Annotated in this window: 15 protein-coding genes; 3 read left to right on the top strand and 12 right to left on the bottom strand. The window is 64.3% G+C overall.

Going from position 1 to position 20,051, the window contains the following annotated elements; translation table 11 throughout:
• The first annotated feature begins 2 nt into the window (after nucleotides 1-2).
• On the top strand, nucleotides 3-749 hold the full coding sequence (locus tag M2D63_RS12800; protein ID WP_285863287.1) for a slipin family protein: 747 nt from the start codon (nucleotides 3-5) through the stop codon (nucleotides 747-749).
• Between the two features lie 156 nt (nucleotides 750-905).
• Here M2D63_RS12800 and M2D63_RS12805 read toward each other — a convergent pair whose 3' ends face one another.
• From M2D63_RS12805 to M2D63_RS12825, 5 genes are all read right to left on the bottom strand, one after another.
• Nucleotides 906-2,306: an efflux transporter outer membrane subunit gene (locus M2D63_RS12805; RefSeq protein ID WP_285863288.1), complete on the bottom strand. Its 1,401-nt coding sequence runs from the start codon at nucleotides 2,304-2,306 to the stop codon at nucleotides 906-908.
• Nucleotides 2,303-3,178: an HlyD family secretion protein gene (locus M2D63_RS12810; protein WP_285863289.1), complete on the bottom strand. Its 876-nt coding sequence runs from the start codon at nucleotides 3,176-3,178 to the stop codon at nucleotides 2,303-2,305. Before M2D63_RS12810 ends, M2D63_RS12805 begins: the two co-directional genes overlap by 4 nt.
• Complete coding sequence (locus M2D63_RS12815) at nucleotides 3,175-3,387, bottom strand: DUF1656 domain-containing protein (RefSeq protein WP_285863290.1); 213 nt, start codon at nucleotides 3,385-3,387, stop codon at nucleotides 3,175-3,177. Before M2D63_RS12815 ends, M2D63_RS12810 begins: the two co-directional genes overlap by 4 nt.
• A complete protein-coding gene (locus tag M2D63_RS12820) occupies nucleotides 3,384-5,474 on the bottom strand; it encodes an FUSC family protein (RefSeq protein ID WP_285863291.1) in 2,091 nt (696 codons plus the stop codon). The genes M2D63_RS12815 and M2D63_RS12820 overlap by 4 nt, the downstream gene beginning before the upstream one ends.
• A gap of 100 nt (nucleotides 5,475-5,574) precedes the next feature.
• Nucleotides 5,575-6,393 carry a tetratricopeptide repeat protein gene (locus M2D63_RS12825; RefSeq protein WP_285863292.1) on the bottom strand — a complete coding sequence of 273 codons (819 nt, stop codon included), beginning with the start codon at nucleotides 6,391-6,393 and terminating at the stop codon, nucleotides 5,575-5,577.
• Between the two features lie 207 nt (nucleotides 6,394-6,600).
• Between M2D63_RS12825 and M2D63_RS12830 the strand changes: the two genes are divergently transcribed.
• Nucleotides 6,601-7,221 carry a WYL domain-containing protein gene (locus M2D63_RS12830; protein WP_285863293.1) on the top strand — a complete coding sequence of 207 codons (621 nt, stop codon included), beginning with the start codon at nucleotides 6,601-6,603 and terminating at the stop codon, nucleotides 7,219-7,221.
• 5 nt (nucleotides 7,222-7,226) lie between these two features.
• On the opposite strand, the gene M2D63_RS12835 is transcribed toward M2D63_RS12830, so the two are convergent.
• From M2D63_RS12835 to M2D63_RS12865, 7 genes are all read right to left on the bottom strand, one after another.
• Nucleotides 7,227-8,093, bottom strand: coding sequence for an ABC transporter permease (locus M2D63_RS12835; protein WP_285863294.1), 867 nt, complete (start codon nucleotides 8,091-8,093; stop codon nucleotides 7,227-7,229).
• Between the two features lie 14 nt (nucleotides 8,094-8,107).
• Nucleotides 8,108-8,971, bottom strand: a complete 864-nt coding sequence (locus M2D63_RS12840) for an ABC transporter ATP-binding protein (RefSeq protein ID WP_285863295.1) — start codon at nucleotides 8,969-8,971, stop codon at nucleotides 8,108-8,110.
• A 5-nt stretch (nucleotides 8,972-8,976) separates the two neighbouring features.
• Entirely contained in the window at nucleotides 8,977-9,996 is a 1,020-nt protein-coding gene (locus M2D63_RS12845) for an ABC transporter substrate-binding protein (protein ID WP_285863296.1), read from the bottom strand.
• Between the two features lie 19 nt (nucleotides 9,997-10,015).
• Nucleotides 10,016-10,915, bottom strand: coding sequence for a TauD/TfdA family dioxygenase (locus tag M2D63_RS12850; protein ID WP_285863297.1), 900 nt, complete (start codon nucleotides 10,913-10,915; stop codon nucleotides 10,016-10,018).
• A gap of 275 nt (nucleotides 10,916-11,190) precedes the next feature.
• Nucleotides 11,191-12,546: an HlyD family type I secretion periplasmic adaptor subunit gene (locus M2D63_RS12855; RefSeq protein WP_405309955.1), complete on the bottom strand. Its 1,356-nt coding sequence runs from the start codon at nucleotides 12,544-12,546 to the stop codon at nucleotides 11,191-11,193.
• Between the two features lie 7 nt (nucleotides 12,547-12,553).
• Complete coding sequence (locus M2D63_RS12860) at nucleotides 12,554-14,710, bottom strand: type I secretion system permease/ATPase (protein WP_285863299.1); 2,157 nt, start codon at nucleotides 14,708-14,710, stop codon at nucleotides 12,554-12,556.
• A gap of 42 nt (nucleotides 14,711-14,752) precedes the next feature.
• Entirely contained in the window at nucleotides 14,753-16,090 is a 1,338-nt protein-coding gene (locus M2D63_RS12865) for a TolC family outer membrane protein (protein WP_285863300.1), read from the bottom strand.
• 347 nt (nucleotides 16,091-16,437) lie between these two features.
• On the opposite strand from M2D63_RS12865, the gene M2D63_RS12870 reads away from it, so the two are divergent.
• The coding region (locus tag M2D63_RS12870; RefSeq protein WP_285863301.1) for a retention module-containing protein at nucleotides 16,438-20,051 on the top strand (3,614 nt) is incomplete at its 3' end.

Consider the following 20,051-nt stretch of genomic DNA (forward strand, 5'->3'; position numbering starts at 1 on the left):
GCATGTTCTTCGAACTGGGCTTTGGTGCAGTGCTGGCGCTGACCGCGGTGCTGTTGCTGTCGGCGTTTCGCATCCTGCGCGAATACGAACGGGGCGTGGTGTTCCAGCTGGGGCGCTTCTGGCGGGTCAAGGGGCCGGGGCTGGTGCTGCTGATTCCGGGCGTGCAGCAGATGGTCCGGGTCGACCTGCGCACCGTGGTGCTGGATGTGCCGCCGCAGGACGTGATCACCCGCGACAACGTCTCGGTGAAGGTCAATGCGGTGCTCTACTTTCGCGTGCTCGACCCGCAGAAGGCGATCATCCAGGTCGAGGACTTTCTCATGGCCACCAGCCAGCTGGCCCAGACCACCCTGCGCGCGGTACTCGGCAAGCATGAACTGGACGAGCTGCTGGCCGAGCGGGAACGCCTGAACCTGGACATCCGCCAGGTGCTCGACGCGCAGACCGATGCCTGGGGGATCAAGGTGGCCAATGTCGAGATCAAGCATGTCGACCTCAATGAGTCGATGATCCGCGCCATCGCCCGCCAGGCCGAAGCCGAACGTGAGCGGCGGGCCAAGGTGATCCATGCCGAGGGTGAATTGCAGGCCTCGGAAAAGCTGATGCAGGCGGCGGAAATGCTCGGTCGCCAATCGGGGGCCATGCAGCTGCGTTACATGCAGACGTTGGGCAGCATTGCCGGGGACAAGTCATCGACCATTGTCTTCCCGCTGCCGATCGATCTGCTCAAGGGGTTTGCGGATAAGTGAGGCTGGGGCTGCTTTGCAGCCCATCGCAGGCTCCGCCAGCTCCCACAGGTGCAGCATTGATACCTGTGGGAGCCGGCACAGCCAATGATGCAAGATGCAGCCTTGCTACCTGTGGGAGCTGGCGAAGCCTGCGATGCAAGGCGCAGCCTTGCTACCTCACCAGCCGCCGCCCAGCGCCAGGAACAACCCGATCTGCCCCATCGCCACCTGGGTATTGGCCGCCGCCAGTTGCGCGCGCATGTCGGTATAGGTGCGGGTGGCCTGCAAGTCGGCCAGGAACGACTCCCGCCCGGCCTGGTAGTAACGGTGGGTCTGGTCGGCCGCCTGCTGCGCCGAGCGCTCGGCATCGGCCAGGGCATCGCGCCGGTCGAGCAAGGCGCTGTACTGGGCCAGGCTGGTCTGGGTCTCGCGAATGGCATTGAGCACCACCCCGTCGAAATGCGCCAGCGCCGCCTGGGTCGAGGCCTCGGCCTCGCGAATCCGCGCCCGTGAGCCGTTGGTCGGTACGGTCCAGGTCAACAACGGACCGAAGCCCCAGCGGTTGGTGGCCGGCTCGCCGAGGTTTTCCAGGATACCGATGGTGCCGACCTGGGCGCCGATGCTGATGTCCGGATAGAGCTGGCCGGTGGCTACGCCAATGGTCGCCGTGGCCGCCGCCAGGTGCCGCTCGGCCTGGCGGATGTCCGGACGCCGCTTGAGCAAGGCGGCGCCGTCGCCCACCGGAACGATCTGGGCAATATGTGGCAGCTCTGCACACTCGGCGGTGCCAGCCGGCAGTTGCGCCAGCGGCTTTTCCAGCAGCATCGACAGGGTATACAGGCCTGCCTCACGGGCGGCCTGGTAACGCGGCAACTCGGCGCGCAGGGATTTGTACTGGGTCTGCGAGCGGGTCACCTGGGTTTCGTCGCCGCGGCCGGCATCGCGCAGGCGCTGGGTCAGGGCCACTTGTTGCTGCTGCAGGTCCAGGGACTCATGGGCGATATGGTATTCCTCGTTGGCCGCGCAGACCTGGGTGTAGGCGCGCACCACCTCGGCTACCAGGGTGATACGGGCGGTATCGGCAGCGGCCTGGGTGGCATCGGCGTTGGCCTGGGCCGCTTCGACGCCGCGCTTGAGGGTGCCCCACAGGTCGAACTGGTAGGACGCGCTGATAATGGCTTCGCCGATGTTCGCCACCGGGACCTTCTCCGGCAGCAGGAAGGCTTCGCCCGACTCTTGCAAGCGCTGGGCGCCGAGCTTCACGCCGCCATTCAAGCCGCCCCGGGCTTCGGCCTCCTCGACCTGGGCGCGGGCGCGGGCAAGGTTGGCGGCGGCGACGCGCAGTTCGCTGTTGGCGGCCAGGGCCTGGCTGACCAGGGCATCGAGCCGTGGGTCCTGGTACAGGTGCCACCAGTCCCGGGGCACCGGTGCGGAAACCACGCTGTCGGCATCCTGGCGCAGCGGACCTTGCAGGTCGGCACGCTGGATCGCCGCCTCCTTGGGCAGTGAGTAGTCCGGCCCGACCATCTGGCAGGCCGACAGCAGCAGACTCAGACCCAGCAGCGACAGGCGTTTCATGGCCGGCTACCGTCGATGATCGACACGGTCGCGGTGCGGCCGGCGATCATGCGAAAGTCCTGGGGCACTTCGTCGAAGGCGATCCGCACCGGAATCCGCTGGGCCAGGCGCACCCAGCTGAAGGCGGGATTGACGTTGGGCAGCAGGTTGGCGCCGCTGCTGCGGTCACGGTCCTCGATGCCGGCGGCAAAACTCTGCACATGGCCGCGCAGGCGGGCGTTGTCGCCCATCACGCGGATGTCCACGGCCTGGCCGATCTGGATGCCGGCCAGCTTGGTTTCTTCGAAGTAGCCGTCGACATGGTAGGAGTCGCTGTCGACCACCGACAGCACCGGCTTGCCCGCGCTGACGAACTCATGGGCGCGCGGGGCGCGGTCGTTCAGGTAGCCATCGACCGGGCTGCGCACCACCGAGCGGTCCAGGTTGAGCTGGGCCGCATCCACCGCCACCTGGGCTTCGGCCAGCGCCGACTGCGCCCGTGCCTCGCGGGACTGGCTTTCTTCCAGCTGTTCCTGGGCCACCAGGTTGCCCAGGTTACGGTTACGCCGCGCTTCACGCTGGGCCTGGGCCAGGGTTTCCTTGCGCTCGGCCAGGGTCGCCTGGGCCTGGCGCAGGGCCAGGCGGAAGCGGTCCTGGTCGATGGTGAACAGCACATCGCCGCGCTTGACCACCTGGTTGTCGCGTACGTCGACCTGCTGGATCAACCCGGACACGTCCGGGGCGATCTGGATCACGTCGGCGCGGATATGCCCGTCCCGGGTCCAGGGGGCGAACATGTAGTACAGGACCATCTGCCAGACCAGCACGGTCGCCAGTGTCACTACCAACAGGGTCAGGACCACGCGGCCCAGGGTCAACAGGGGTTTCTTCATGGCAGCATCAGGTTTCGGCAAAAGTGATCGACCGTGCCGAGCAGCACGGCGTAGAGCGCAACGTTGAACAGCGCCCGGTGCCAGACCAGGCGGTAGAAATGCACCCGGGTGAGCAGCGCGTGCACCCCGAGGAACAACAGGTAGGTAAGGACCATCATCACCAGCAGCGTGGGCAGGAACACCCCGCTGATATCCAGATCACCGATCACAGGGGGGCTCCGTCGATGCCATAGGGCAGTTGTGGCTGCTCATCGGAGGGCTCCAGCACCACCTCGACCCCGGGCAGCAGGGCCAGGCGCAGGCCGCTCAAGGCGTGCAGCAAGTGCAGCCGGGCATCACCGCTGGCGTCCAGGTCGTTGAGGTTCAGGGCGCGACGGGCCAACTCCATGCTGTGCAGCAGCACCTCGGGCGCGTGCAGGCGACGGCGGGCATCCAGGCAGGCCTGGAAATGCGCACCCACCTCCTGCACCACCTGTTCCAGCAGGTGCCGTGGCTGGGCGCCGACCCGTGGCATATAGGCCAGCAGATCGAGCAGGTTCAGGCCCACGCGTAGGTCGCGCAGGGCGCTGCCGGTGTCCTGGCCGGTCTGGGTCAGGCGCGGCAAGTGCTGCATCAGGCGGTCGAGCATCTGCACGCCGAGGCGGCGGTGTTCGGCCAGGGTCGCCGGACGGGTCATGCCGACGATGTCGCTCCAGCTGAAGCGGGTCAGGCGCTTGGCCGCCAGCTCGACGCCGAACGGGCGCATCACCAGGGTCCAGAGAAAGGCGAACAGCAGCCCCACCGGCCCGGCCAGGTTGGCGTTGATGAAGGTCAGGAAGTTGGCGTCGTAGGCACCCTGGATGCTGATGAACGAGGCCGTGTTGACGATGGTCAGCAAGGTGCCGAGGTAGAACTGCGGCTGCACCGTCAGGGTGCCGACGCAGATGAACGGCACGGCAAAGGCCAGCACCAGCATCGGGAAGTCATGCAGGTTGGGCAGCACCAGGAACAGGTAAAGGCTGGCGAACACCACCGACGCCGCGGTCCAGAAGAAGAACCGGTAGATCTGTGGCGCCGGGTCATCCATGGCGGCGAAGAAGCTGCAGGCCACCGCGGCGAGAATCACCGCGCTGCCGCCGTCGTTCCAGCCCAGCAGAATCCAGAGGGTGGTGGCGGCGATGATCGCGGTGACGGTGGAGAACACCGAATAGAGCATCAAGCCGCGGTCGAAGAACGGCGTCAGCCGGCCCAGGCGCCAGTGACGGTAGACCGCGCGCCAGGGCGACAGGTCTTCGTTGCGGATGGCGTGTTGCAGGCTGCAGCAGTCCTGCCACAGGTCGACCCATTCGGCCAGGCGGTAGAGTGCGTTGGACAGCAGCAGCGAGGGGCGCTGGTCGAGGGCGGCGGCACTGGGCTGCAGCTGTTCAATCCGGGCGCGCAGGGCCGACCAGCGACCTGCCTCGGCATCACTGGCGGTACCTTGCAGCCAGTCACGGGCCTGCACCAGCAGCGGCTGCAACTGTTCGGCCTCGGCCGGCGCCCGGGCTTCGAGCGCCAGCAAGGCGTCGTCCAACGCATCGACCACCGGCAGCAGGTGGATCATGCGGCCACGCAGCTCACGGGCATTTTTCACCGTCTGCGGCCGTGCGCCTTCGTGGGACAACTGGCCGATCATCACCTCCAGCGAGTTGAAGGTGGCGACCATCGTGGCGCGCAGGCTGCCGACGGTCTCGGCGGCGGTTTCACGGGCGAGGAAGGTATCGCTGTAGCGAGTCGCCGCGCTGAACCAGCTACCGGTGGCACCGACCAGCACCGGGGTCAGCCGCCGGGGCCAGAAGATCGCCCCGACCACCGCCGCACAGACGATGCCCAGGCAGATTTCCTGGGCCCGGGACGAGGCGATGTCGAACACCATCAAGGGGTTGTCGACCACCGGCAAGGCGATCATCGGCAAGGTATAGCCGGCGAGCATCAGCGCATAGCTGTTGGCGGTGCGCAGGTGCAGGGAAAGAAACAGCAAGGTGCCGGTCCACAAGGCGACAGCCACGGTCAGCAGCACCGGTGCCTGCACCAGCAGCGGTACCAGGAACACCGCGCCGGCGGCGCCCAGCAAGGTGCCCAGGGCACGGTACAGCGCCTTGGAGCTGGTCGGCCCGACGAAGGGGCTGGAAACGATATAGACCGTGGCCATGGCCCAGTAAGGGCGTGGCAGTTGCATGAGCAAGGCGATGTACAGGGCGATCATCGACGCCGCGAACGTGCGCACGCCATAGAACCAGTCACGCGCAGGCGGCAGGGAGCTGAAAAAGCCCTTCAAGAAAGTACACCCGGGGTCATTGCGATATTCATAGTTTGCTAACTATCAATGTTCTTCGATCCACCTCCCCCGCGTCAAGCGTGACCGACCAGCGTTGCCCTCAAGGCTGCAATTGATCGTCCAGCTTCATGGTCAGCGCCAGCGAGCTGCCCAGGGCAATGGCCTGGTCGCGCCAGAACAGGTAGCGCAAGGCATTGCCGGAAACGCTGAAATGCACCGCCAGTTCTTCGGCAGCCTGCATCACCCCGGCCACGGCAGCCAGCTCAAGCCAGTACACCGCAGAGCGGTGATCGGTGGTCACGCTCTGCCCGTGCAACTGCCGGTAGCCCACCTCGAACCGACAGCGCGCCTCACCCCGCTGCGCGCCGCGCAGGAACCAGCGGTAGGCCTGGTGCAGGTCGACCTTCCACTCCTGGCTGTCACTGTCGCAGATCTCCTCCTCGTAGAGATCGCCCAGGGCCGCGGCGGCCTGCTCAAGGCCGCGTTCGAAGGCTTGCTGGTAGTACTCGGCGGCGGTGGCGTAGGCCACCTCGACGCCCTTGCCGAAATAATACTGCTGGCCCAGGTTGAACCAGGCCGGCGCACTGCCCTGCAGCGCCGCCATGCGCAGCAGGTGCCCGGCCAGCAGCGGGTCGGCGCACCAGTACTTGCCGTTGAGCCAGATCCAGCCCAGGTCGTTGAGCGCTGCCACATTGCCCTCCAGGGCCTGGCTGCGCAGTTCGCCGTACAGCAGCTGCAGGTCCGAGGCTTCTTCCAGGCGGTTGATCAGGCTGAAGCTTTCACCCAGAACCGCGCGCTGGCTGGGCATACCCACCCCGGCATACAACCGCGGCGCCTGGCCGGGCCGAACGGACGCAGGGGTGATTCGCTCGGGCAGCAGGCGCTCGAGCAGCGGGTAGATGTTGCTGGCAGCTGACATGTTCATCCTCATTGAACAACCCACGGATCCGACAGCGGGCGTGATGAGGCGTGATTCTGCGCAGGGTCACGACAAAACCTGTCGCGAACGATTCGGTTCAGGCAAATCAACTGCATCATCCTTGATTTGTATGCGTAAATGGCTAATTGCCATATCTGTTCGCGGGAGCCATGCTACAACCGCAAGCCTAGACAAGGACGCCACCTTTTGCCCTCCGCCACCACCCGTGCCACCCTCAGCCGCCAGTGGGAGTTGCTGCGCCAGTTGCCCAGCCGCTCACCGGGCATCACCAGTGCCGAGCTGGTCGCACGCCTGCAGGACGCAGGCTTTACCATCAGCAAACGCAGCATCGAGCGCGACCTCAACGAGCTGTCGTTGATCTTTCCGCTCGAGCGTAATGACAAGAGCATTCCCTATGGCTGGTACTGGGCGGCCACTGCCTACAGCGATGTACAGCAGTTGGCGGTGCATCGCTCGCGCAAGCTGCATGCCAGCGACACTGCCCATGAGGGGATGCTCGATTTCGACCTGCAAGCCTACCTGCGCAGCGATGCCCCGCCCTGCGAAGTACCCGAGAGGATCGAGCTGCAAGCCTGGATCAACGACAACCTGGCGCGGCTGATGCGCGAGACGCCGTTGTCTGCGGATATGCAGCTCACCCAGCTGCAACAGGGTCACCGCTTGCGGGCGACCGTGAGCAACAGCTGGCAGTTGCGCTGGTGGTTACTGAGCCAGGGCGACGGGCTGATCATCGAACAGCCCCTGCCCTTGCGCCAGCAAATGGCCGAAACCCTGAGCAAGGCGGCGGCGCAGTACCAGGACGACTGACGCCTTCAGCGCTGCATGCCCCAGCGCCGCACGGTAAGACGCTCCAGGGTGTTGAACACCAGGCTTTCCACCAGCAGGCCGATCAGGATCACCACCGCGAGGCCAGCGAAGACCTTGTCGGTGTACAGCTCGTTGCGATTCTGAAAGATGTACCAGCCCAGCCCGCCCTTGCCGCTGGTGGCGCCGAACACCAGCTCGGCGGCGATCAGCGTGCGCCAGGCAAAGGCCCAGCCGATCTTCAGGCCCGAGAGGATCGACGGCAGCGCCGCCGGGACCAGGATATGCACCACCAGGCGCAAGCCGCGCAGGCCGTAGTTGCGCCCGGCCATGCGCAAGGTTTCGCTGACCCCGAGAAAACCGGCATAGGTATTCAGGGCCAGGGCCCAGAGCACCGAGTGAACCAGCACGAAAATCAGGCTGTTGTCGCCCAGGCCGAACCAGAGCAGGGCCAGGGGCAACAGGGCAATGGCCGGCAGCGGGTTGAACATCGAGGTCAGGGTGCCGAGCAGGTCGCGACCGAACTGGGTCGACACCGCCAGGCTGGTGAGGCCGAAGGCCAGGACGATGCCCAGCAGGTAGCCCTTGAGCAGCACCACCAGCGAGACACCGACCTTGGCCAGCAGCTCGCCGCTGATCAGGCCCTGGTATAAGGCGGCGGCGGTCTGCAGGAAGCTGGGCAGCAGCAGGTCGTTGCCCTGGTAGCGGGCGACGGCCTCCCAGGCCAGCGCCAGCAGCACCAGGATCACGCCCTTGCGCAGCCAGCCCTGTTGCCAGAGGCGTTGCCCCAGCGACAGGTCGCGCTCCAGCGAGACATCGAGCAACGGTTCGAGCAGCACCTCGTATTCCTGACGCGGTGTAGCGGATGTGGTCATGGCAGAACTCCCGGTCAGTAGGCGATACGAATGTCGGCAAAATCCAGGGCCGACGCCTGCTCGGCCTGGCCGTCATCTTCGAACAGCAGCCGGTGGATACGCCGTGCCGACGCCTGGAAGTCATTACCGCCAAGGCTTTGCAGGTCGTACTGATGGCTGTGGATTTCTGCCCGCACCCGGCCCGGATGCGGCGACAGCAGCAGAATGCGGTTGCCCACCACCAGCGCCTCTTCGATCGAGTGGGTGACGAACAGCAAGGTAAAACGCACCTCCTCCCAGAGCAGCAGCAACTCCTCCTGCATCTTGCGCCGGGTCAGGGCATCGAGCGCGGCGAAGGGCTCGTCCATCAGCAACACTTTCGGCTGCATGGCCAGCGCCCGGGCAATCGCCACCCTGGCCTTCATGCCGCCAGACAGGGTGTGCGGGTAGGCGTCGGCAAAGTTCGCCAGGCCGACCTTTTCCAGGTAGTGCTCGGCCCGTGCCTGCGCCTCCTTGCGCTTGAGCGTCCCGGAGGCCAGCAACGGGAACATCACGTTCTCCTTGACCGTTTTCCACGGCGGTAACTGATCGAACTCCTGGAACACCACGATGCGATCCGGGCCCGGGCCGTTGACCGTCTGGCCCTGCAGGCGGATCGCTCCTTCGACCGGCGCGATAAAGCCGCCAATCGCCTTGAGCAGCGTCGACTTGCCGCAACCGGAGGGGCCCAGCAGGACAAAGCGGTCGGCCTTGTCCACCTCGAAGCTGACCTGGTGAGTGGCCCGCACCACGCGCTGTGCGGTGCGGTATTCGAGGCTGACGTTGTCCACCTGCAGCAGCGCAGGTGTCGCGACGCTGCTCAACTTGCTGGCCGTGTGGCCTTGCAATGGGCTGTTCATGCGCTTCAGCTCCCTTGCAGCGGCTTCTCGTCCTGGAAGAAGTAGTCCTTCCAGGATTCGGGTTTGTGTTTGATCGCGCCCACGCGGTAGAGGAACTCGGCCAGCGGGTAGGTATTTTTCGGCGTGACGCTGAACTCGTACTGCGGGTTGTCGATGATCTTGAGCAGCGCTTCGCGATCGATCTTGGCCTTGGTCACACGGATGTAGGTATCGGCGGCGGCCGCCTTGTCGTTCTGGGCGAAATCCGCGGCCTCGGCCAGGGCATCGACGAAGGCCTTGTAGGTCTTGGGGTTGTCCTTGCGGAACTTCTCGGTGGCGAACAGCACGGTCGGCGAGTTGGGGCCGAGCAGGTCATAGGTGTTGAGCACCACATGGACGTTCTTGTTGGCCAGCACCTGGTCCTGGAACGGCGGGTTGGAGAAATGCCCGTTCAGCTCGGTGCCGCCGGCCAGCAAGGCCGCCGTGGCGTCGGGATGGGGGACGGCCAGGGTGTACTTGTCCAGGCGCGCGTATTCCTTGTCGCCCCACTGCTTGGCGGCGGCGTACTGGAGGAAGCGCGATTGCACCGAAACGCCCACCGCCGGCAGGGCGATGCGGTCCTTTTCGCTGAGGTCGGCGATGGTCTTCACATTCGGGTTGCTGCTGACCAGGTAGTAGGGGAAGTTGCCCAGCGACGCCACGGCCTTGACGTTCTGCCGGCCCTGGGTGCGGTCCCAGATGGTCAGCAACGGGCCGACACCGGCGCCGGCGATATCGATCGAGCCGGCCAGCAGGGCGTCGTTGATGGCCGCGCCGCCGGACAGTTGCGTCCAGTCGACCTTGATGTCGATGCCCTGCGCCTTGCCGTGCTTCTCGATCAGGTTCTGGTCGCGTACCACATTGAGCAGCAGGTAGACGATGCCGAACTGTTCGGCGATGCGGATTTCGCCTTCGGCCTGGGCCGTGGCGGGGGCGACCAGGCTGCCGGTGAGCAGGCTGGCACCCAGGGCGATACTGGCCGCCAGGCGGCTGATTGACTTGCGCATGCTGTTTTCCTCGACAGTGTCAGAACGGGGCATCGCCCTGGATGGTGGTGCGGTACAGCTTGCGCCGCAGGTGCGCCGGGCAGCCGCTGGCCAGGTGGATCAGCGAGCGGTTGTCCCAGAACACCAGGTCGCGCGGCTGCCACTGATGGCGGTAGATGTTCTGCTCCAGCACGCTGTGGGCATGGAGCTCGGCGAGAATCTGCCGGCTTTCGTCCTCGGGCAGGCCGATGATGCGGGTGGTGAAGCCCTCACTGACGAACAACGCCTTGCGGCCGTTTTCCGGATGGGTACGCACCACGGGGTGAATCACTTCCTGCACCTGGGCCAGTTGCTCGGCGGTCAGGGTCGGCCGCCAGTTGCCTGCAAACTTGGTCTCGCTGTAGCGCGCGGTGTAGGAATGCGCCGCCTGGCGGCCCTCGACGGCCTTGCGCAGCGCCTCGGGCAGGCCGTCCCAGGCCTTGTGCATGTCGGCGAACAAGGTGTCGCCGCCTTCGCTGGGCAACTCCTGGGCATGCAGCATCGAGCCCAGGCTCGGCAGTTCCTTGTAGGAGAGGTCCGAGTGCCAGAACTTGCCCGCATCGCCCAGGCCGATGTTCTGCCCGTTTTCGACGATGTTGGAGACGATCAGGATTTCCGGGTGCCCTGCCAGCAGGAACTGCTTGAGCACATGGATCTGCAGCACACCGAAGCGGCGGCTGAAGGCGATCTGTTGTTCGGGGCTGATGCGCTGGTCACGGAAGACCAGCACATGGTGGTCCAGGTGCGCCCGATGAATGCGGGAAAAATCGTCGGCGCTGACCACTCGGGTCAGGTCCAGGCCGATGATTTCGGCACCGACGGCGCCGCTGAACGGCAGGATTTCGAAGCGTTGCTGCTGTGCGTTGTCGCTGGGCGACAAGGCGATGGAGGCCGCTGACATGATTCACTCCCACGCAGAGCGCGCCCAAAGGTGCGCGCATCGATCAGAAACTCACGGGGTTCCGTGTTGGTTCGGTCGTGCGGCGCGCCGATTGGTCGGCAGGTACGCAGGGAAGTGACTATAAAGTCATAAGAAAAATAATTTAAATACCATTAATGCATATACATAGGCTCAACCCTCTGTAGGAGCGGGCTTGCCCCGCGATGAGGCCAGTACACCCGCTACCGAAGTGTCGCCTGGCCGATCGCGGGGCAAGCCCGCTCCCACAGGGGAACTCAACGCTCGCGCAGGGCCTCGGCGCGGGCGCGGATGATCGGTTTGAGCAGGTAGCTCAGCACGCTCTTCTTGCCGGTGATGATGTCCACCGAAGCCACCATGCCGGGGATGATCAGCAGCGGGTTCTCGTCGGTGCCCAGGTGGCTGCGCTCGGTACGCAGCTTGATGACGTAGAAGGTGTTGTTGTCTTCGTCGGTGATGGTGTCGGCGCCGATCTGCTCCAGCTTGGCCTTGAGGCCGCCATAGATGGTGAAGTCATAGGCGGTGAACTTGACCATGGCCTCCTGGCCCGGGTGCAGGAAGGCGATGTCCTGCGGACGGATACGCGCCTCGACCAGCAGGGTATCGTCCAGCGGTACGATCTCGACCAGGTCGCTGCCCGGCTGGATCACGCCGCCGATGGTGTTGACCAGCAGCTGCTTGACGATACCCCGTACCGGTGAAGTGACCAGGGTCCGGCTGACCCGGTCATCCAGGGCCTTGCCGGTGGCCTGGGCCTTGCTCAGGTCGGTACGCGCCTCGTTGAGCTGGGTCAGGGCTTCGCTGCGGAACTTGCCGCGGGTTTCATCGATCTTGCGCTCGACTTCCTTGATCGCCGATTCGGCACGCGGGATGGCCAGCGAGGTGGCGTCCAGCTGGCCACGGTTTTCCACCTCGGCGCGCTTGAGGCGCAGCACTTCAACCTGGGAGATCGCCCCCTGGGCCACCAGCGGCTCGGACATGCTGATTTCCTGGCGCAGCAACTGCAGGCTGTTGCGGTACTGGGCCTGCTTGGAGCTGAACTCGCGCAGCTCCTGCTGGCGCTGCACCAGTTGCTCGCGCAGGCCGCCGATCTCGTCCTGCAACTGCTGGCGACGGCTCTGGTACAGCGACTCTTCGTTGGCCGCCTGGCTCGGCGCGGCCTTGCGGATTTCTTCGTCGATCTTCAGCGGACGGTCTTCGACCTCGGCGCTCAAGCGTTCGACTCGCAGGGCCATGGCCAGGCGGTCGGCCTCGGTCTCGCCGACGTTGGAGACGAAGCGAGTATCGTCCAGGCGCAGCAACGGGTCGCCCTCCTCGACGATCTCGCCTTCCTTGGCGTAGATCTGCGCAACGATGCCGCCTTCCAGGTTCTGGATCTTCTGCAGCTTGGACGACGGAATCGCCTTGCCCTCGCCGCGGGTCACTTCATCGATGATCGCAAAGTTGGCCCACAGCCCCAGGAACAGGAAGAAGGCGATCACCCCCCAGATGGTCATGCGCACGATGCGCGGCGCATCCTCGATCAGCGCCTTGTTGACCTCGGGCAGCGGCTGGTCGCCGAAGGATCCGGAGCCTTTGAAGTATTTGCGCAGGCTTTCCTTGAACTGGCCCATATCCACCTTAAGCAACACTGATCTGCCCCTTCTTCAGCGCATCCATGACGGCGGCTTTCGGGCCATCCGCGACTATCTGCCCACGGTCGATGACGATCAACCGGTCGACCAGCGACAACAACGATGCCCGGTGGGTGACCAGGACCACGGTCTTGCTTTCGATCACGGCTTGCAGGCGTTGCTTGAGACGCTCCTCACCGGTGTTGTCCATGGCGCTGGTGGGCTCGTCGAGCAGCAGGATCTGCGGGTTGAGCAACAGGGCGCGGCCCAGGGCGACGTTCTGGCGCTGGCCGCCGGACAGGTTCTGGCCGCGTTCGCCGACCTGCAGCTCGTAGCCTTGCGGATGCAGGCGGGCGAATTCGTGAACACCGGACAGCTCGGCCGCCTGCAGGACCATTTCGTCCTCGACATAGCGCGCACCGCTGACCAGGTTGTCGCGCAGGGTGCCGGCCAGCAGCTGGATATCCTGCGGCACGTAGCCGATGTTGTGGCGCAGTTCGCTGACGTCGATCTGTCGGATATCCACGCCATCGACCAGCAGCGAGCCGCCGTCGGCTTCGTACAGGCCGACGATCAGCTTGGCCAGCGAGCTCTTGCCCGAGCCGCTGCGGCCGATGATGCCGATCTTCTCGCCCGGACGGACGGTCAGGCTGACGTTCTTGAGGGCCAGGTTCTGCTGGTTCGGGTAGGTGAAGTCGACGTTGCGGAACTCGATGGCGCCTTGCAGCACCTGACGGCTCAGCGGACGCTCTTCGAAATTGCGCTCCTGGGGCAGCTCCATCATCTGGTCGGTGGAGACCATGGTGACCTTGGCCTGCTGGTAGCGGGTCAGCAACCCGGACAGCTGGCCCAGCGGGCCGAGGGCACGACCGCTGAGCATGTAGCAGGCGATCAGGCCGCCCATGCTGAGGTTGCCGGCCATGATCTGGTAGACACCGGCACAGATCAGCGCCACGCCGGCCAGTTGCTGGATCAGCAGGGTAATGTTCATGGCCAGGCCCGACAGCACCTTGACCCGCAGTTCCAGGCGGCTGAGGGTGCCGATGGTCTGCTCCCACATGTACTGGCGTTCGCTCTCGGCGTTGTTGACCTTGACCGCGTCGAGCCCGGCCAGGGTCTCGATCAGGCTCGACTGGCGCTCGGAGGCCAGCGCCATGGTCCGCTCCAGGGTCGCCACCAGAGGCTTTTGCAGGGCATAGCCGATGCCCAGGGCCAGCGGGAAGGCGATGATCGGAATCCACACCAGGTGGCCGCCGATGATGGCGATCACCAGCAGGATCAGCAGGGTGAACGGCAGGTCGATCAGGCTGGTCAGGGTCAGCGAGGCGAGGAAATCGCGCAGGCCCTGGAATTCATGGATGTTCTGGGCAAAGCTGCCGACCCGCGCCGGGCGGTACTTCATCGCCATGCCGACGATGCGCTCGAACAGGGTGGCGGAAATGATCAGGTCGGTCTTCTTCCCGGCCAGGTCCAGGCACAGGCTGCGCAGCCCTTTGAGGATCAGGTCGAAGATATAGGCGCCGCTGATACCGATGGCCAGCACCCAAAGGGTCGAGGTGGCCTGGTTGGGTACCACGCGGTCGTAGACGTTCATCACGAACAGCGGCGCGGCCAGGGCGATCAGGTTGATCACCAGGCTTGCGGCGATGGCGTCGATGTACAGCCAGCGGCTGCGCTTGAGAGTGTCACGGAACCAGGAGCGCGCACGCGGGATCAGGTTGCCGTGATTGACGTCGAACTTGTGCTGCGGCTGGGCGAAGAACACCCGGCCGCTGTAGTCGCTTTGCAAGGCTTCGCGGCTGACATGCACTTCACCGCCATCGCTCTCGCTGAGCAACAGCCGCGCCGTGTCGTCGTTTTCCCAGCCGAGCAATACCGCGCTGCGACCCTCCTTGAGCAGCAGCATGGCCGGCATGGCGATGCTCGGAATCTGCTCCAGCTTGCGCTGCAACAGACGCCCCTGCAGCCCGGCCCGGGCCGCCGCACGCGGCAGCAGCTCGGGGCTCAGGCGCTGGGCCGGCAGCGGCAGGCCGGTGGTCAGCATGGCCCGGCTGGCGGGCTTCTGGTGCAGCACACAGAGTGACAGCAGGCTGTCCAGCAACGGGTCATCGTGCTGGCTGCGTGGATCATGGCTGAGTTGGACTCGACTGACTTCTGATTCCACGCGGCTTCTCTTGATAATGACGGTGGGTGATTAAAGTGAACCTCAGTTCATCCCTGGCAGGCTCACTTGCGGTTTCATGTCGTTCTGCACAACGGTTGCCATCGGCGCGACGACACCCTGGCTCTTGAGCAGCTGACCAATGGTCGCCTTGATTCGATATTGAGTAAACATTTGAATGAACTTCACCTCGGCCAGGCGACGCTGGGAAGTGAACAGTTCGTTCTCGCTATCGAGCAGGTCGAGCAACGTCCGCTCGCCCAGGCTGAACTGCTGCTGGTAGGCGCTGCGTACGTTGCGGCTGTAATCGACGTATTGCTGGGCAATAGGCAATTGCGCGTTGGCGTTGTCCATAGCATTCCATGCCAGACCTAACTCCTCATTGAGCTGGCGCAAGGCATTGTTACGAATGTCCAGCGCCTGGTTGGTCAAGTACGACTTGGATTCCAGGTCGGCCTTGTTGCTCCCACCGGCATACAGGTTGAAGCTCATGCGCAGCATAGCCTGCCATTCGTTGTTGTGCCCGTTCAGGCCATCGATGTCGTTGTCAGCCGTCCGTCCGAGTTCCGCATCGAAGCGCGGATAGAACGTAGACTTCGCCGCCTCGTATTGTTTTTCCGCAGCCGCGATATCGGATTCCGCCGAGCGCAGGATCGGGCTGCTTTCGACCATCTGGTGACGGGCTTCGTCGAGGCTGGCCGGCAGCAGGTCGACAAACGGCGCAGGCGTGCTTAACTCGTCGGGCATTTGCCCGACCACGCTCAGGTAGTTGGTCCTGGCATCGGCCAGGTTGGTCTGCTCGGTGAGCAGGTTGTTGCGGGCCTGGGCCAGACGCGCTTCGGCCTGGTCCATGTCGGCCAGGCGACCGACGCCACGGGTGGTGCGCAGCTTGATCTGGTCGAAGATGCGTTCGTGGCTGCGCAGGTTGTCTTCGGCCAGGCGCACCATGTCGCGACGGGTCAGGACGTCCAGGTAGACCTGGGCAACGGTCAGTGCGGTGCGCTCGGAAGCACCCAGCAGGGAGTAGGCGCGGGAGTTGACGGTGGCCTGTTGACGCCCGACTTCACTGGAGGTGGCAAAACCGTCGAACACCATCTGGCGCAAACGCAGGCTGGATTCACCGCGGTTGAGGGTTTCCCAGCGGTTGCCGGTGCTCGGGCTGTCGGTCCCTTCGCGACCATAACCGCCCAGCACATCGACCCGCGGCAAATAGCCGCCCTTGGCGGCACGCAATTGGTAGTCGGCGGCGATGCGGCTGTTGACCCCGGCCTGGATCTCCGGGTGCACCTCGAGGGCTTTCTGCATGGCCTCCGGCAGGCTTTGGGCTTGAGCGAAAGTGGCAGAGAGAGCGAAAGGAAGAGCGGTGAACAGTAACGCGCGCATGTACTTTTTTCCCAGGGACATCTTGTCCTAAATCACAGCAAAAAACGTTGCTGCATTCGAAAATGGCAACCGGTTTGACCTTAATGTCGGAGAGTTTCCGAAGGGGTACTGGAACGTACGAAGGAAGGGTGCAACCGGCCAAATATCAATGTGACATTACGGTGCTGATTGTTTAGGATGGCAGCCAGAAGGTCAATAGTTTGGCATAAACTTAATAGCCATTAGTTATTGACGTAAAATTGACGCAAGCAAGCGTCAACATATGAACAGATACATTCCATCGGATGCGGCAATTCAGCGCCGGCCGGGCATGGAAGCCAAATTGAACGGGTCATTCGGAGAGTCCAATGAGCAGCGTTGTTGCCATCGTCAAAAGCATTGTTGGTCAGGTTATTGCCGTATCCCCTGAGGGCGCTCGTCGCGTACTCATCGAAGGAGACCGCCTGTTTGCCGGCGAACAAGTGCTGACCGGCCTGGCTGGCGCGGTTACCCTGGAGCTGGCCGATGGCCGCACCCTGGACCTGGGCCGCGACACGCAATGGAGTGCCGACGCGCCGGACAGCAGCACCGACCTGGCAGCAGCCACGGCGCAGGCCGCGCCTTCCGTGGAAGAATTGCAACAAGCTATTGCCGCCGGTGCCGACCCGACCACCGAACTCGAAGCCACCGCAGCCGGCCCGTCTGCCGCCGGTAGTGGCGCCGCCGGTGGCGGCCACAGCTTCGTCATGCTCGACGCCACGGCCGGCTCGGTCGACCCGACCATCGGCTTCCCGACCGCCCCGATCGGCTTTGCCACCGAAACCCGTATCGAAGAGATCGGCGCGCTGGATGCCAATAACCCGGCAACCACCACGCCCACCCGCGAAACCGGCCTGACCCTGAGCGCCACGCCTTCGATCACCGAAGCCGGTGGCGTAATCGTTTATACCGCCACCCTGGGCCAGCCGCCGCTGACCGACCTGACCGTCACCCTCTCCAACGGCCAGATCATCGTCATCAGCGCCGGGCAGACCAGCGGCAGCATCAGCGTCACCATCGCCCCGAACGACACCGTGTACGTCGATGGCGGCCAGATCTCCACGACCATCACCGGCACCACCGGTGGCGGGGGCCTGATCGTCACCCCGGACACCACCCCGGCGGTCACCCAGATCACCGACACCATCGATACCACCACGGTCAACCTGACGGCGACGCCGAGCGTCACCGAAGGCGGCGTGATCACCTACACCGCGACCCTGACCAACCCGGCGCAGACGCCGGTGACCGTGACCCTGTCCAACGGCAGCACCATCACCATCGCCGCCGGCCAGACCACCGGCACCGTTGACGTGCAGACCCCGGCCAACGACGTCTACAACAACGGCAGCACCGTCAGCGCCACCATCACTGGCGCCACAGGCGGCAACTTCGAAAACCTGGTGCCGAACCCGAACCCGGCCGTCACCAGCATCAACGACTCGATCGACAACACCGGCCTGAGCCTGAGCGCCACGGGCAGCGTCGCCGAGGGCGGGCAGATCGTCTACACCGCGACCCTGACCAACCCGGCCGGCACGCCGGTTACCGTGACCCTGAGCAATGGCGCGGTGATCACCATCGCCGCCGGCGGTACCTCCGGCAGCATCACCGTGCCAGCGCCGAGCGATGACGTGTACGTCGATGCCGGCAACGTCAGCGTGCATATCGACAAAGTCGATGGTGGCAACTTCGAGAACCTGGTGGTCAGCAATGAGCCAGCCGTTACCGAAGTCACCGACACCCTCGACACCTCGACCGTCACCCTGACCGCGAACAGCAGCGTCGCCGAAGGCGGCGTGGTGACCTACACCGCGTCGGTGAGCGCTCCGGTGACCGGTTCGCCGCTGGTGATCAACCTGGCCAATGGTCAGCAGATCACTATTCCTGTGGGCAGCAGCTCCGGCTCCGTGGACTTTGTCGCACCGAACAATGTGCACAGCACCAATCCGGACCTGACCAACAGCATCACCGGCACCACCGGGGGCAATTACGAGCAGCTGGAGACGGCGGGTAATCCGGTGACTACCGTCACTGATGGTCCGGGGACTGAAGACACCACCGGTCTGAAGCTGACCGCCACCCCGTCGGTCAACGAAGGCGGTGAAATTACCTACACCGCGACGCTGACCAACCCGGCTGGCACCGCCATGACCATCACCCTCAGCAACGGTGAGTCCATCACCATTGCGGCCGGTGAGACTTCGGGCAGCGTCACCGTGGCTGCTCCGGACGATGACGTGTACATCGACGCCGGTCAGGTCGAAGCCACCATCACCGGCACCAGTGGCGGTGACTTCGAGAACCTGGCTGTGGATAACACCCCAGCCGTCACCGAGGTCAACGACACCATCGATCCGTCGACGGTGAAACTCACTGCCGATGTCAGCACTATCGGCGAAGGTGGCGTGATCACCTACACCGCTACCGTCAGCGCGCCGGTGACCGGCACTCCATTGGTGATCAACCTCACCAGCGGCCAGCAAATTGTTATCGCCGTCGGCCAGAGCACTGGCACCGTGCAGTTCACTGCGCCAGACAACGTGCATAACAGCAACCTCGACCTGACCAACAGCATCAAGGACGTGAGTGGCGGCAACTACGAGGAACTGACCGCTTCCGGTGAAACCACCGTCACCGTTACTGACGGCCCGGGCACCCAGGATGAAACTGGCCTGAAGCTGACCGCGACCCCATCGGTCAACGAAGGCGGCGAGATCACCTACACCGCGACGCTGACCAACCCGGCTGGCACCGCCATGACCATCACCCTCAGCAATGGTGAGTCCATCACCATTGCGGCGGGCGAAACCAGCGGCAGCGTGACCGTGGCGGCGCCGGACGATGACGTCTACATCGATGCCGGTCAGGTCGAAGCGACCATCACCGGCACCAGTGGCGGTGACTTCGAGAACCTGGCTGTGGATAACACCCCAGCCGTCACCGAGGTCAACGACACCATCGATCCGTCGACGGTGAAACTCACTGCCGATGTCAGCACTATCGGCGAAGGTGGCGTGATCACCTACATCGCCACCGTCAGCGCCCCAGTGACTGGCACGCCGCTGGTGATCAACCTTACCAATGGCCAGCAGATCGTTATCGGCGTCGGCCAAAGCAGCGGTACCGTGCAGTTCACTGCGCCGGACAACGTGCACAGCACCAACCTCGATCTGACCAACGCGATCAAGGACGTTTCGGGTGGCAACTACGAGGACCTGACTGCCTCGGGTACCACCACCGTGACCGTCACCGACGGCCCAGGTACCCAGGATGAAACTGGCCTCAAGCTGACCGCGACCCCGTCGGTCAACGAAGGTGGCGAGATCACCTACACCGCCACCCTGACCAACCCGGCTGGCACCGCCATGACCATCACCCTCAGCAATGGTGAGTCCATCACCATCGCGGCGGGCGAAACCAGCGGCAGCGTGACTGTCGCGGCACCGGACGATGACGTGTACATCGATGCTGGTCAGGTCGAAGCGACCATCACCGGCACTTCCGGTGGCGACTTCGAAAACCTTAACGTCGACCCGTCGGCGGCCGTCACCGAGGTCAACGACACCATCGATCCGTCGACCGTCAAGTTGACCGCCGATGTCAGCACCATCGGCGAAGGTGGCGTGATTACTTACACCGCCACCGTCAGCGCACCAGTGACTGGCACGCCGCTGGTGATCAACCTGACCAATGGCCAGCAGATTGTTATTGGCGTCGGTCAGAGCACTGGCACCGTGCAGTTCACCGCACCGGACAACGTGCACACCACCAACCTCGATCTGACCAACGCCATCAAGGACGTTTCGGGCGGCAACTACGAGGAGCTGACTGCCTCGGGTACCACCACCGTGACCGTCACCGACGGTCCAGGTACCGAAGACACCACCGGTCTGAAGCTGACCGCCACCCCATCGGTCAACGAAGGTGGTGAAATCACCTA

Origin of the sequence: Pseudomonas sp. BJa5 (genome assembly GCF_030272875.2) — a bacterium.
GTDB lineage: Bacteria > Pseudomonadota > Gammaproteobacteria > Pseudomonadales > Pseudomonadaceae > Aquipseudomonas.

What these genes read in the sequence shown, in the direction of transcription:
- M2D63_RS12800 (WP_285863287.1), top strand. Translation starts at nt 3, where the DNA reads ATGTTCTTCGAACTGGGCTTTGGTGCAGTGCTGGCGCTGACCGCGGTG.
- M2D63_RS12805 (WP_285863288.1), bottom strand. Translation starts at nt 2,306, where the DNA reads ATGAAACGCCTGTCGCTGCTGGGTCTGAGTCTGCTGCTGTCGGCCTGC.
- M2D63_RS12810 (WP_285863289.1), bottom strand. Translation starts at nt 3,178, where the DNA reads ATGAAGAAACCCCTGTTGACCCTGGGCCGCGTGGTCCTGACCCTGTTG.
- M2D63_RS12825 (WP_285863292.1), bottom strand. Translation starts at nt 6,393, where the DNA reads ATGTCAGCTGCCAGCAACATCTACCCGCTGCTCGAGCGCCTGCTGCCC.
- M2D63_RS12835 (WP_285863294.1), bottom strand. Translation starts at nt 8,093, where the DNA reads ATGACCACATCCGCTACACCGCGTCAGGAATACGAGGTGCTGCTCGAA.
- M2D63_RS12840 (WP_285863295.1), bottom strand. Translation starts at nt 8,971, where the DNA reads ATGAACAGCCCATTGCAAGGCCACACGGCCAGCAAGTTGAGCAGCGTC.
- M2D63_RS12845 (WP_285863296.1), bottom strand. Translation starts at nt 9,996, where the DNA reads ATGCGCAAGTCAATCAGCCGCCTGGCGGCCAGTATCGCCCTGGGTGCC.
- M2D63_RS12850 (WP_285863297.1), bottom strand. Translation starts at nt 10,915, where the DNA reads ATGTCAGCGGCCTCCATCGCCTTGTCGCCCAGCGACAACGCACAGCAG.
- M2D63_RS12855 (WP_405309955.1), bottom strand. Translation starts at nt 12,546, where the DNA reads ATGGGCCAGTTCAAGGAAAGCCTGCGCAAATACTTCAAAGGCTCCGGA.
- M2D63_RS12865 (WP_285863300.1), bottom strand. Translation starts at nt 16,090, where the DNA reads ATGCGCGCGTTACTGTTCACCGCTCTTCCTTTCGCTCTCTCTGCCACT.